Below are 12,080 nucleotides of genomic sequence, written 5' to 3' on the forward strand. Positions count from 1 at the left end.
GTAAAAATGCCTAGAAATGCAGGAAAAGAAAAAAATAAAAAGGAGCCTTGAGCCCTGAGAAGGGCAACAAAGCTCCTTGTAGTTACATCAGGTGTCAGATATAGGTTAGGTTTTTGGGGTAGCTGGTTAATACTTCCACTCCGGTTGCCGTCACCAATACATCATCTTCAATACGGACACCACCTACTCCAGGGACGTAGATGCCCGGCTCTACGGTAAATACATGTCCTTCTGCCAGCCGATATTCATTTTCCCCATGGACGGAAGGGAATTCATGGACATCAATGCCCAGTCCATGGCCAAGCCGATGAAGGAAATACTTGCCATACCCAGCCGTTTCGATGACTTGCCGTGCAGCATGGTCAATGGAGGCGAAGGTCACGCCGGGTTTGATGGCTGCGATCGCTGCCTCGTTAGCGGCAAGTACGGTTTCATAGATTTTAATCAATTCCGGAGACAGTTCCCCAACGCCGAAGGTTCGGGTAATGTCTGAGGCATAGCCGTCGGCATAAACACCAATGTCGAACATCAACAGGTCGCCCTTGCGGATTTGTCTGGTGCCAGGCACGCCGTGTGGCAGCGCTGTTTTCTCTCCCGACAGAACCATGGAATCAAACGAGGGGCCGTCTGCACCTAATTTACGAATTTGATATTCAACCTGTGCCACGAGTTCACTTTCGGTTACGCCTTCCTGAACCTGAAGCAACGTCTCACTAAGCACCTGCTCAATCAGGCGGACAGCATGCTTGATTTTACCTACTTCCACCGCGCTCTTGCTAACTCGCAAATCACGAAGCCATGTGCCAACGTCCGTATACCCGGCAAAAGCTAACGTATCTTTCATTTGCTCAAATTTAGCAACGGATACTTGCTCCTTCTCGAACCCAAATGTTCCCTTTAAATCACCGAGTCTCGATTTGAGCACTTCATACGGATTGTCGGTATCTCCATGGGTGAGAATTTCGGTCACATCTGCGGCAGCGCGGGCGGCTTCTTCATCCAGTGCAGGCACGAGCAGAAAGGGCTCGCTTCCAGCTTGCAGAATCGCTCCAAGAAATCGCTCGTGAGGGTTACTTAGGAAACCGGTGAGATAATATACATGTTTGGGGTCGGTAATCAGTACGGTATCTACGCCTGACTCCTGCATCTTGCGTTCAAGTTCCAACCATTTGGCATTCATTCTAAAAACCATCGTCCTTTCCTTACAAAACCTCTGGTTCTATTATAGGTCAAACCAGTTAAGAACGGTAGCTTGCAGAAAAAAGGTTTACTTTTGATGGAAATTCAATAAAATGAGAGGAGCTTGTCTCATGTAGAATGACTAATGTGATGCATATAAAGGAGAGAGCTCTATTGATAGCGGAAAATAAAAAGCAAACCAGATATATTTTGCTGGGCTTGATGTTAGCCATCTTAATGGCTGCAATGGATAATACCATTGTGACGACCGCCATGGGGACGATTGTGGGCGATCTTGGAGGTATGGAGCAGTTCGTATGGGTGACTTCGGCTTATATGGTAACTGTGATGGCAGGAACCCCGATTTTCGGCAAGTTGTCGGATATGTATGGGCGCAAGCGATTTTTCCTGTTCGGCATTATCATGTTCCTGCTTGGGTCTGTGTTGTGCGGATTTGCTGGCAGCATGGTGGAGCTTAGCTTGTTCCGGGCCATTCAAGGCATCGGTGGCGGGGCGTTAATGCCAATTGCCTTTACGATTATCTATGATATCTTTCCAGTAGAGCAACGCGGGAAGATGACGGGACTTATGGGCGCTGTATTTGGCACGTCCAGTATCTTCGGCCCATTACTCGGTGCCTTGATTACGGATGCCCTCAGTTGGCACTTTGTCTTCTATATTAATATCCCGATTGGTCTTGTCTCTCTGCTGCTGATTATCACTTATTATAAGGAGTCCGTGACGCATGAGCGGCAGCGAATTGACTGGGGGGGTGCCTTCACGCTGGTTGGTGCAGTGGTATGCTTGATGTTCGCTTTGGAACTGGGCGGGGACAAATATGCCTGGAATTCCGCAGCGATTCTCGGATTGCTTGGTGGATTTCTTGTTTTGTTTATCATTTTTCTGTTCGTGGAGGCTAGGGCTGGCGAGCCGATTATTTCCTTTGCCATGTTCAAGAACCGACTGTTTGCCACAAGCTGTTTGCTTGCCTTGCTTTATGGCAGTGTATTTATAGTAGCTACCGTCTATATTCCGATTTTTGTGCAGGGCGTTTTCGGAGGTTCGGCAACGAATTCCGGTGTTGTGCTGATGCCGATGATGATTGGCTCGGTGGCCTCTAGTATGCTGGGAGGGTTACTGGCTTCACGGATGTCCTATCGGGCAGTCATGTTGTTATCGGCTATTTGCTTTGTAAGTGGAATCTTTGCCCTGGGAACACTCAGCATCGATATTTCACGACTCATGTTGACGGCGTACAGCATTCTCACCGGGTTTGGCGTCGGTTTCTCCTTCTCGGTGCTGAGCATGGCGGCCATACATCATTTCGATATGCGTCACCGGGGAGCGGCCACCTCTACGAACTCTTTCTTGCGTTCACTCGGGATGACGCTGGGAATCACCATCTTTGGCATCGCGCAGCGAAATCTGCTGTCGGGCCGTATGGCTGAAGCTTTTGTGGGGAGTGATTTGGCTGGAGCTGCCTTCGGGAACGCGCAGGAGGCGTTAAGCCCGGAGAGAAGGGCACAGATTCCACCAGAGGTGCTAAAAAACATAACGGAGGCCTTGGCGGCCTCCATTGCGCATACTTTTATGTGGGCATTAATTCCCGCAGCTTGTGCGGTGCTGGTCGTGTTCTTCATGCCTAAGGACCGGATGCTGGGCAAGGCTACGGACGTAATTCCTTCACAAGATTAGGAGGCGTGCGGCCCTCCAGCGCGGCTACCAGATTGTGAGCGGCTACCATAGCCATCTTGCGGCGGGTCTGATCGGTAGCAGAGCCGATATGAGGTAAGGTGACGACATTACGGAGCTTGAGCAGAGGGTGATCCGTAGCAATCGGCTCATGCTCGTATACGTCCAGGCCAGCCCCATAGATCTGCCCGTCCTGCAAGGCAGCGACCATGGCTGCCTCATCTACTGTCGCACCACGCGAGGCGTTGACAAAGATGGCGGTTGGCTTCATCAGCGCAAATTCCCGGGCGCCAATCAAATGGCGGGTCTCCGGTGTGAGTGGCGTCATGAGCACAATGAAGTCAGCTTCCTTAAGCAACTCATCCATGGGCAAATACCGAGCTTCCAGGGTGGCCTCGGTGTCCGGCCTACGGCTGCGATTGTAATAGAGCACTTCCATGCCAAAACCAAATTTGCCGCGCTGTGCTACAGCTTCGCCAATTTCACCCATACCTATAATGCCGAGCTTCTTGTGGTGTACATCCAGTCCGAAGAAGCCCGGGCCATCGCCGCGTTTCCACTGTCCTGCCTTAACATATTGATCTAATTCGGAGACACGACGGGCGACATCCAGCATTAAGGCAAAGATCAGATCGGCCACCGTGTCGTTCAGCGAACCGGCTGTATTTGTCCCCATGACTCCACGTTCTTTCAGAGCTGCGAGATCAAAATTGTTATAGCCGACGCTAACATTGCTGACTACCTTCAATTTGGGAGCGTGGTCAAGCAACTCCCGGTTAATGCTGCGATCTGCGGTCAGCAGCCCCTCGGCCTCGGCAAGGCTTGCCAGCAACTGCTCTCGGGTGATCGGCTCGGGCCGATCCCACAAGCTTACATCACAATGCTCTTCCAGATAGGCTTTGACCTCTGGGGGAAGATTCCTCGACACAAACACTTTTGGCTTCATCCGCATTTCTCCTCTCCGGTATCTCTTTCGCGCACAGGGCGCTTTTTTCAGATAGCCCTATTATACCGTAACCTACAGGTGGTAGGGGCCTAGCGGTTATCTACTTTTTCCGGATACATATCATGGTTCATCAGGCGGTGCTCAGCCATGGCTTCATATTTGGTGCCGGGCAAGCCATAGTTGCAGTAAGGATCGATGGAGATGCCGCCTCGGGGAGTGAATTTACCCCATACTTCAATATATTTCGGTTCCATTAGCTTAATCAGATCATTCATGATGATGTTGACGCAATCTTCGTGGAAGTCTCCGTGATTGCGGAAGCTGAACAGATATAGCTTAAGCGATTTGCTCTCAACCATTTTAATGTTAGGGATGTAGCTAATATAAATGGTAGCAAAATCGGGTTGCCCGGTAATGGGACAGAGGCTGGTAAACTCAGGGCAATTAAATTTTACAAAATAATCGCGGTACGGATGCTTATTGTCAAAGCTTTCAAGCACCTCAGGCGCATAGTTAAACGGATATTTGACGCCCTGGTTGCCCAGCAGCGTGACATCCTGCATTTCCTCGGGTTTTCTTCCTGACATAAGAGGTCCTCCTTCATTCAATCTGAGAGTTAGACACCGCGCTTGTTGCCCCATACCAGGGCATGCAATTGCGGCAGAACACGGACCTGATTCAGGTCCGGCGTAGCAATGACTTTATCGATCAGCGCTTCATAGCGGTGGAGCAGATCAGAGGCATGTTCCGGGATATCCATGCGCTTCACGTCGGGATTGCCGACTTGCAGATACATCGCTATCTCGGGATAACGCTGATGCACCTGCTTGGCATAAGCCAGATCAAGGTCGTCAAATACGACGACCTTCAGGCTAACTGCAAAGGGGTCCGGGCGATGTTTCAGCTTGCCGACGATATCGTCCAGAGCGGCCCAATCGGTCTCCATACCCGAACTGGGCGGTTTGGGCGAGAGGGTTACCTGTTCTACCTCTGCCAGCCAATTCTGCCAACGTGAGCCTTGGGTCTCGACGGCTACGGCCAGTCCTTGGGCATGGAGCAGCTTGACGAGTTCGGCTAATTGCGGCAGCAGGGCGGGATTGCCCCCAGACAAGGTGACATGGGCAAATCGGTCATCGCCCACCTCGCGTAATTCCGTCAGAATTTGTTCCGCCGTCAACCGGCGGATGGATTCCTTGGCACTGCCATCCCAAGTGAAGGCCGAGTCACACCAGCTACAGCGGTAGTCGCAACCGGCAGTGCGGACAAACATCGTCTTCTGGCCAATCACCATGCCCTCGCCCTGGACGGTAGGTCCAAAAATCTCAAGTACAGGAATCAATGGCGCACTCATTCTTGCATCCACTCCCGCTTAACCTCGGCATAGCTGGTCGGCGTCTCATACAGACGGACAAACTCCGTCCGTCCCTCCAGAATGGTGGAGCGATAGGTTGCTGAACCCAAGGCAGTCTCCATCTGCTCATAAATCCATACCACCATATTTTCTGCAGTTGTATTCATTGGAGGCAAAGTTTCGTTCAGGTACCGGTGATCAAGATAACCTTCAATTTCCTGCTTCCAAATGGTTTTGAGGGTGCCAAAGTCTACGGTAATTCCCGTTTCATCCGGAAGGGCGCTAATGCCAAACACAACCTTGTAGGTATGTCCGTGCAAATTTTTGCACTTCCCTTCATAGGCGTGGAGATGATGCGCTGCGTCAAACGTAAATTCCTTGCTGACCAGCACTCGGCGGCGATGGTAGCGAAGCTGATCCTTGGCAATGTCCACCCCTAGCTTCTGCAAGGACTCTACAATACGAAATTCCCCAGGTGTCCGGCTCATGATTGATTCGCCCCCTCGCGCTCCTGCAAGTATTTGTCTAATCCGGCTTGTCTCAGCTTGCAGGCAGGGCATTCGCCACAGCCTTGGCCGATGATGCCGTTGTAACAGGTTAAGGTGCGCTCGCGGACAAAGTCGAAGGCACCCAGTTCGTCAGCCAGCTTCCAGGTATCTGCCTTGTCAATCCACATCAACGGTGTATGGATAACAAATTCATAGTCCATAGCCAGGTTCAGCGTCACGTTTAACGACTTGACGAAGACGTCCCGGCAGTCCGGATATCCGCTGAAATCCGTCTCACATACTCCGGTTACAATGTGCTTGGCCGAGATGCCCTTGGCCATAACCGCAGCAAAGCTGAGGAACAGATGGTTGCGTCCATCCACAAATGTGCTGGGCAACTCGCCTTCTTTTTGTTCAATTGCAATATCGCTACGGGTCAGGGCATTTTGTGTGAGTTGTCCTAACAGGCTCATATCCAGCACGGTGTGCTTAATGCCAAGCTCTCCGGCAATCTGCCTTGCACACTCAATCTCCAGACTGTGGCGTTGTCCGTAGTCGAACGTGACCGCCTCTACTTCACCAAATTGCTTCATGGCCCAGAACAGACAAGTGGTGCTGTCCTGACCTCCGCTAAATACTACGATGGCTTTCTCGTTTTTAAGCATAAAAAAACCCTCCGTCTTCATGGAATAATGGAAGAAAGAGAGTTCTTGAACTGGTCACAAAAAACAAGCCCGGCAGATGCATGAGCCTTTCCCAAGTTACCCTTGGGCGATAGTGAGAGCTGCCACAGAGATCATGGAAAAAGACCTCCGCATAAGGAAGGCGCTTATAGTTTTTTATAGAGGGAGTTCGCGAACCTCTCTCATACCCCTTTACCATTTGGGAAGGGTATGAGTTTCTTCAGTTGTCATAACTTTAATTATATCATATATTGTCCCGCCTGGAAGTGGAAAAGTAAAGTAAACAAGGTAGGCGTATAGTCCCAAATCCGGAGCAGCCCGTTCCCAAAAATGAATAATTATCGGATAATGGAAGTATTCAATTGAAGGAGGGGAACATATGAAGAAGATCAAGTGGATGTCCATTCCACTGGCGCTCATGCTGGTTGTGCTGGCCGGTTGTCAATCGGTTGGTGGTTTGGATATCAGCAAGGCACTTGCCAACAATGTCAAGCCGGTGACCAGTGAATCGAGACAAACTTTAAGTGTAGAAGTAGTACCGGCAGAGGGTACCTTGTCTGTTACGGATAAAGTTGCTATTGAACTGATTAATTCTTTTTCCTTGAACATCGAACAAGCGAAGGTAGAGGATGCCCGGACTGTGTCTATGAAGGGCGACGTGGAACTTGACGGTCAGAAAACGCCGTTCCTGGTGTCCATGGATGAGCAGGGGATTGGACTGGAAATTGAAGGTGCCAAGCAACCGTTGTACATATCGCAGCAACAGGGGATTCCAGGGTTCTTGGGGACGAGTGACCTGAATGCGATGAATGAAGAGTCACAGGAATTGACGATCAAAGTCGGGGAATTCATCTTTAAGCATTTCCCTAATCCGTCCGTGCTGTCTGTCAAACAAGGCCAGGCTGAAGTGAATGGTGAAAAACTAAACTTGACGCATCTGCATACGGAAGTTCGCGGTGACGAATTCTTTGGTTTAGTTAAGCCGTTTCTTGTTAATGCTGCCAAGGATGAGCAAGGCTTGAAGGCTTTGCTTGAAGGATATTATGACCTCTTTGCTCCATATATTTACATGTTTGATGAAGAATACGTTGAAGGATCTGATAGTAAACAGGCAGCGGTAGAGGAATTCTACATTGAACTGAAAGCAGCGCTTGATGAGATTCTTGCCACCTATGACGAGGATATAAAGAGCTTGCTAGAGGAAGATCCTGATGTAGCAACGATCTTCGGCAAAGACACTGTGCTGAAGTTAGACCTTTACTTTGACGGCAAGCTTAATTTGCGTAAGCAAACGATGGAACTGCATATAGCCTTGCCAAGTTCCGATGATCTTCCGATTACGGCTGTGAAGGTACACAGTGACAGCGAAGTTTGGAATATCGGGGGGGCCGTTAAGGCTGATAAAGTAGACACCAGCAATGGTGTATTGGACTTTACCGTAGCTGATCCGACACCAGGGCAAATTCTGCGCAACTTTGAAGATGTTCCAGCGCTATATCAATTCCTGGATGAACAAATGAGCATTGGATACAAGACAGCGTTCATTGATACAGAGAGCGACTATTACGGAGTGATTAAGAAGGAAGGTACGGCGTTCATTCCACTGCGCTTCTTCGCTGACGAATTGGATGCTGATATTAAATGGACAAAGGATTCTCCCAAGCGGTTTGTTGTGACCGATGATATTACCGGCAAGGAAATCGTGCTAGAGGTCGGTTCAAGCGAGGCCTTGGTAGACGGTGCTGCCGTAAAACTCAAGCACCCTATGTTCATACACACCAACGGTTCGGGTTACGTGCCGCTCCGCTTTATGGCGGAAGCTCTGGGCGCTGAGTTGGACACTGAAATTGAAGGCTGGATCATGCTGACAAGAGACTAGAATGAATAAGCCAGCGATTGCTGGCGAGAGATAGGTAGTCTATAACCTAAAGGGTCGTTCCCCGCATTTAATCATGCACCCGGGAACGGCCCTTTTTGAACTGGAATTATATGAGACCCGGTGTGTGAAAGTGAATTGACAAAATAAAAGAAGATTCCCTAAAATGAATAGGATATATTCGTAATTATTACGCTTGCATAGCGAGACAGGATGAAATCAATATGTTAAGACTAAAACGCGGCGATGTACTGTTAATGCTCGTCCTCGTACTGGTAGGTTCCATTTGGCTATGGTTCCGTCAAGAGTTTGAAAGCCGTCAGACCTATGATCCGGCTACGCTATATGCGGAGATTCAGGTCGATGGAGAGCTGTATCGGAGTGTTCCACTGGATGAAGGAGAGCAGACGATCGACATTGCTACGTCGCTTGGCCGTAATACCTTGAAGGTATTCGATGAAGGCATTCAGATGATATTTGCCGACTGTCCGAAGAAGATATCCATGCAGATGGGCTTCATTTCCCGGCCGAATGAGACAATTATCTGTGTCCCTAATCGGGTATATGTCCAAATCGTACAAAGTGGTGAGCCGTTGTCTGATGAGAACGCCGTGGATGCCTTTATCAGCGGTTAATATCATCCCATACCTGGATGGAATCGCCGTTCGGATATACATATGGGGTAGCAGGCCGTTCGATTGCTGATAGCCGCTGTGCTTTAATTGTAATCATGCTCTTGCCCTGTCTGGTTTGAGGTTCTATGATTCCTTCCACCTCAAGCCAGGCATCTTTGGCGAGCCCGGAAATAGGCTGATCCGATGTGATGATGACACCAAATGGAGAGGAATCGGCCGTGCAGCATAATACGAGAAAGCGTCCTAACACAAACTCTTTGGATTCCTTTATGAGGTCCTCATTCTGGTAGACAAACCCGCTTAGCCTGATTTTTTTGCCGCGGAATTTGTCCTGGAAGAGTTCAATGGCTCCAATCGTTTCAGAGAATATTTCGGGCTTAACCTCAATGATGGGCTCGGGATAAAGTCGCTGGGCCAAGGCGGCAAATTCCGTATTATACGGATCGGGTGCCTTGAAAATCTCCTCCAGTTGTTCCGAGGCGAGCAAGGGAGAGGACAAGCTCATGCCCTTCTTGGCGGCGGCAAAGCTGCCTAGCTCTTGATTGGGCAACAGGCTACCTAGTAGTAATGGAAGCAGAAATAAACCATAGACTGCCGTATTCTTCCAGCCGGATACCGAAAGAGGACGCTCACAGTCGCAAAGGGCGGCGGAGCGTTGGAACAAGGCTTGATAAGCCAAGCAAACTGCCATAACGACAAGCGGGATGGGGACATAACGAATCAATGGCTCCATACGGGGAGCGATGTAGAAATAAAGAGCTCCGGAGCGGGTTAAGTAGGCAATGAACAGGGCGAAGCCAAGTAAGATGAAGGCTCTGATTAAATAATGCCTGCGAATAATGAGCGGCTGATTCATACTTCGATAATCCTCCTTACAACCATAACGTACCCACCAGTACGGCTCCTGTAAATACGAGTGCAGAAATGAGGAAGGTGAGCAGCAAAACGAACTTGGTGCGGAATACGGAGAGCAGCATCAGCATGTTTTTGAAATCCAGCATAGGTCCGAAGACGAGAAATGCCAGCAGCGAGCCCCCGGAAAAAGTCTGCAAGAAGGTGGAGGCTACAAAGGCATCTGACGTGGAGCACAGGGATAACACGAAGGCAAAGCCCATCATGAACAGGTAGGCGCTGACGGGTCCGCTCCCAATGTCGGCCAGATGTTCTCTGGCGATAAACGCCTGAATGCCTGCGGTTAACAGACAGCCGATCAGCAGGTATTTACCCATCTCGAACACTTCATCGGCCGCATGTATGAACACCGCGGTCAGTTTGTTGCTGCCATGAGCAGGTGTGTGTCCCTGTCCATTGCTGTCTTGGGTAGCGCCACGTGCCAAGGAATGCTTGAGTGGATTGTCCTTCCAGTAGAGATACAGAATTGCGCCAATGGCTGCGGCAACGGCAAAGGCCAGTCCCATACGAGCGTAGACCATTTCAGGATATAGGCGAAAGGCCATATAGGTGGCGCTGAACACCACAGGGTTCAGAATGGGGCCGGATAAGATGAACACAACGGCCATATACACGGGCATTCCCTTCTGAATCATTCGGCGAATCAGGGGAATCATCCCGCATTCACATACGGGAAATACCAGTCCAAGCACACAAGCAAAGAGAATACCTGGTACGGGATGTTTTGGCATCCAGCGGCGTAGTGTTTCTTCAGATACAAATAGATGCATGAGTGACGACAGGATGGCTCCTACCAGTACAAAAGGCAAGGCTTCGAGCAGAATGCCAAGAAAGCTTGTCTTAAAGGTCTGCACTTCATCCATGGGCACTTGCCGAAGGAGAGCGGGAGAGACCACCGTCAAGCAGGCCAAGGCAAAGGCAGCCGGTAGTAGCATGGGCAACAGACGGGGAACAGGGATTTTGTTCATCTGAATCTCCTTATAAGCTTCATCATAATCATAATTATTACGATTCAAGGAAATTCAGAACCAGGATTGTCCTGGGCGGGACAAGTTTATTTTGAAGAGGAATGGGATTTGCCGAAGGGGAAGAGGCTTTTGCGATTAAGCTCCAGCTTCTGCGAGGTCAAATGGATGAGTAGCTCTTCGATACCGGAGAGGAGAGAAATGATGCAGACGAGGCGAAATACCATCGGTACGTACTGGGGCCAAAGGAGAACAAAAGGTGCAGCAAAGACTAGCAAGCCAGTACATTTGTTTCCCCAGGTATGAATCATCGCGAAGGTTCGAAAGCGCCAGCCGGCATAAAGTAGAGCCAGGATGCGGATTGCCAGAGTGGCGTAGAGGTAGGGCAGTAGCCCATAGACTTCGGGGCCTGACCAAACGATGAAAGCGGCGGTGACGACACCAAACATGATCATGTCAGCTATAGAGTCCAGCCGGGCCCCCAACTCATTAGCATAACCACTCTTACGTGCGATGGGGCCGTCCAGTACGTCGGTCAGTCCCGCTATGCTGTAGAAGATGATGAAATAGGCCGGCCGATTTATGAGGAAAATCAGCAGGCCAGAAAGGATCATTCGACTTATCGTCAGGCTATTGGCAGCGTGCTTCATGTCAGATCAGGAATTTGCCAATCAATTTCCGGAAGTCCCTGGGTACGCAAAAACTCGTTGGCTCTTGAGAAGGCTTTGCTCCCAAGAAACCCGCGGTGAGCCGACAGGGGACTTGGGTGTGGCGTTTTGATCAAGTAGTGATTTTTATTGGTAATCAAGGCCGCCTTCTTCTGAGCATGACTTCCCCATAACAAATAGACAACTGGATCACTTTTCTGGTTCAGCGTCTCGATTACCTTGTCGGTAAAGTTCTCCCAGCCTTTATCCTTATGGGAATTGGCCGTTTCGGCTTGCACGGTCAGGACGGTGTTTAGCAAAAGCACGCCTTGCTTGGCCCAAGGAACCAGATAGCCGTTGTTCGGAATGAAGCAGCCCAGATCGTCGCGCAGTTCCTTGAACATATTTTGCAGAGAGGGTGGTGCTTTCACCCCGGGCTTCACGGAGAAGCTAAGTCCATGGGCTTGCCCTGGGCCATGATAAGGGTCTTGACCCAAAATGACGACCTTCACGTCAGCAAAGGACGTATAATGAAGGGCGTTGAAGATATCGTACATATCGGGATAGATCGTTTTTGTACGATATTCCTGAGCCAGGAATGTACGCAGTTGCAAATAATACGGCTTGTTAAATTCGGCCTCCAGATAAGGAGCCCAATCATTTTTTAAAATGGTCAAGCGAATGTCACCTCGGTCTGACTTGTTTT

The 12,080-nt window shown here is 49.8% G+C and carries 13 protein-coding genes and 1 riboswitch; of the genes, 3 read left to right on the forward strand and 10 right to left on the reverse strand.

Features of this window, described 5'->3' with window-relative positions:
• Positions 1–94: 94 nt before the first annotated feature.
• Positions 95–1,180, reverse strand: a complete 1,086-nt coding sequence (locus tag BN3279_RS13205) for a M24 family metallopeptidase (protein ID WP_059051828.1) — start codon at positions 1,178–1,180, stop codon at positions 95–97.
• A gap of 149 nt (positions 1,181–1,329) precedes the next feature.
• On the opposite strand from BN3279_RS13205, the gene BN3279_RS13210 reads away from it, so the two are divergent.
• Positions 1,330–2,874 (forward strand): MDR family MFS transporter, encoded by a 1,545-nt coding sequence (locus BN3279_RS13210; protein WP_059051829.1) that lies wholly within the window; start codon positions 1,330–1,332, stop codon positions 2,872–2,874.
• Here the strand turns inward: BN3279_RS13210 and BN3279_RS13215 are convergent.
• The 5 genes from BN3279_RS13215 to queC all read right to left on the reverse strand — a co-directional run bounded on the left by BN3279_RS13215 (position 2,846) and on the right by queC (position 6,321).
• Positions 2,846–3,817 carry a 2-hydroxyacid dehydrogenase gene (locus tag BN3279_RS13215; protein ID WP_059051521.1) on the reverse strand — a complete coding sequence of 324 codons (972 nt, stop codon included), beginning with the start codon at positions 3,815–3,817 and terminating at the stop codon, positions 2,846–2,848. The genes BN3279_RS13210 and BN3279_RS13215 overlap by 29 nt on opposite strands.
• Positions 3,818–3,906: 89 nt before the next feature.
• Positions 3,907–4,404 carry a preQ(1) synthase gene (gene queF / locus BN3279_RS13220; RefSeq protein ID WP_059051522.1) on the reverse strand — a complete coding sequence of 166 codons (498 nt, stop codon included), beginning with the start codon at positions 4,402–4,404 and terminating at the stop codon, positions 3,907–3,909.
• A gap of 29 nt (positions 4,405–4,433) precedes the next feature.
• Complete coding sequence (queE, locus tag BN3279_RS13225) at positions 4,434–5,168, reverse strand: 7-carboxy-7-deazaguanine synthase QueE (protein ID WP_059051523.1); 735 nt, start codon at positions 5,166–5,168, stop codon at positions 4,434–4,436.
• Complete coding sequence (queD, locus tag BN3279_RS13230; RefSeq protein WP_059051524.1) at positions 5,165–5,656, reverse strand: 6-carboxytetrahydropterin synthase QueD; 492 nt, start codon at positions 5,654–5,656, stop codon at positions 5,165–5,167. The genes queE and queD overlap by 4 nt, the downstream gene beginning before the upstream one ends.
• Positions 5,653–6,321 (reverse strand): 7-cyano-7-deazaguanine synthase QueC, encoded by a 669-nt coding sequence (queC, locus tag BN3279_RS13235; RefSeq protein ID WP_059051525.1) that lies wholly within the window; start codon positions 6,319–6,321, stop codon positions 5,653–5,655. Before queC ends, queD begins: the two co-directional genes overlap by 4 nt.
• A 160-nt stretch (positions 6,322–6,481) precedes the next feature.
• Positions 6,482–6,525, reverse strand: a riboswitch (PreQ1 riboswitch).
• Positions 6,526–6,718: 193 nt separating this feature from the next.
• On the opposite strand from queC, the gene BN3279_RS13240 reads away from it, so the two are divergent.
• Both BN3279_RS13240 and BN3279_RS13245 read left to right on the forward strand, forming a co-directional pair.
• Complete coding sequence (locus BN3279_RS13240; RefSeq protein ID WP_059051526.1) at positions 6,719–8,218, forward strand: copper amine oxidase N-terminal domain-containing protein; 1,500 nt, start codon at positions 6,719–6,721, stop codon at positions 8,216–8,218.
• A gap of 221 nt (positions 8,219–8,439) precedes the next feature.
• On the forward strand, positions 8,440–8,850 hold the full coding sequence (locus BN3279_RS13245; RefSeq protein ID WP_059051527.1) for a NusG domain II-containing protein: 411 nt from the start codon (positions 8,440–8,442) through the stop codon (positions 8,848–8,850).
• Here BN3279_RS13245 and BN3279_RS13250 read toward each other — a convergent pair.
• The 4 genes from BN3279_RS13250 to BN3279_RS13265 all read right to left on the reverse strand — a co-directional run bounded on the left by BN3279_RS13250 (position 8,840) and on the right by BN3279_RS13265 (position 12,051).
• Positions 8,840–9,706: a TIGR03943 family putative permease subunit gene (locus BN3279_RS13250; RefSeq protein WP_059051528.1), complete on the reverse strand. Its 867-nt coding sequence runs from the start codon at positions 9,704–9,706 to the stop codon at positions 8,840–8,842. The genes BN3279_RS13245 and BN3279_RS13250 overlap by 11 nt on opposite strands.
• A gap of 16 nt (positions 9,707–9,722) precedes the next feature.
• Positions 9,723–10,730, reverse strand: a complete 1,008-nt coding sequence (locus BN3279_RS13255) for a permease (protein ID WP_059051529.1) — start codon at positions 10,728–10,730, stop codon at positions 9,723–9,725.
• A gap of 86 nt (positions 10,731–10,816) precedes the next feature.
• Complete coding sequence (locus tag BN3279_RS13260) at positions 10,817–11,377, reverse strand: CDP-alcohol phosphatidyltransferase family protein (protein WP_059051530.1); 561 nt, start codon at positions 11,375–11,377, stop codon at positions 10,817–10,819.
• Entirely contained in the window at positions 11,374–12,051 is a 678-nt protein-coding gene (locus tag BN3279_RS13265) for a uracil-DNA glycosylase (RefSeq protein ID WP_059051532.1), read from the reverse strand. The genes BN3279_RS13260 and BN3279_RS13265 overlap by 4 nt, the downstream gene beginning before the upstream one ends.
• Positions 12,052–12,080: the final 29 nt, after the last annotated feature.

Origin of the sequence: Paenibacillus senegalimassiliensis (assembly GCF_001486585.1) — a bacterium.
Taxonomy (GTDB): Bacteria; Bacillota; Bacilli; order Paenibacillales; family Paenibacillaceae; genus Fontibacillus; species Fontibacillus senegalimassiliensis.

What these genes read in the sequence shown, in the direction of transcription:
- BN3279_RS13260 (WP_059051530.1), bottom strand. Translation starts at nt 11,377, where the DNA reads ATGAAGCACGCTGCCAATAGCCTGACGATAAGTCGAATGATCCTTTCT.
- queF (WP_059051522.1), bottom strand. Translation starts at nt 4,404, where the DNA reads ATGTCAGGAAGAAAACCCGAGGAAATGCAGGATGTCACGCTGCTGGGC.
- BN3279_RS13240 (WP_059051526.1), top strand. Translation starts at nt 6,719, where the DNA reads ATGAAGAAGATCAAGTGGATGTCCATTCCACTGGCGCTCATGCTGGTT.
- BN3279_RS13205 (WP_059051828.1), bottom strand. Translation starts at nt 1,180, where the DNA reads ATGAATGCCAAATGGTTGGAACTTGAACGCAAGATGCAGGAGTCAGGC.
- BN3279_RS13250 (WP_059051528.1), bottom strand. Translation starts at nt 9,706, where the DNA reads ATGAATCAGCCGCTCATTATTCGCAGGCATTATTTAATCAGAGCCTTC.
- BN3279_RS13210 (WP_059051829.1), top strand. Translation starts at nt 1,330, where the DNA reads ATGCATATAAAGGAGAGAGCTCTATTGATAGCGGAAAATAAAAAGCAA.
- BN3279_RS13255 (WP_059051529.1), bottom strand. Translation starts at nt 10,730, where the DNA reads ATGAACAAAATCCCTGTTCCCCGTCTGTTGCCCATGCTACTACCGGCT.
- queD (WP_059051524.1), bottom strand. Translation starts at nt 5,656, where the DNA reads ATGAGCCGGACACCTGGGGAATTTCGTATTGTAGAGTCCTTGCAGAAG.
- BN3279_RS13215 (WP_059051521.1), bottom strand. Translation starts at nt 3,817, where the DNA reads ATGAAGCCAAAAGTGTTTGTGTCGAGGAATCTTCCCCCAGAGGTCAAA.
- queC (WP_059051525.1), bottom strand. Translation starts at nt 6,321, where the DNA reads ATGCTTAAAAACGAGAAAGCCATCGTAGTATTTAGCGGAGGTCAGGAC.
- queE (WP_059051523.1), bottom strand. Translation starts at nt 5,168, where the DNA reads ATGAGTGCGCCATTGATTCCTGTACTTGAGATTTTTGGACCTACCGTC.
- BN3279_RS13245 (WP_059051527.1), top strand. Translation starts at nt 8,440, where the DNA reads ATGTTAAGACTAAAACGCGGCGATGTACTGTTAATGCTCGTCCTCGTA.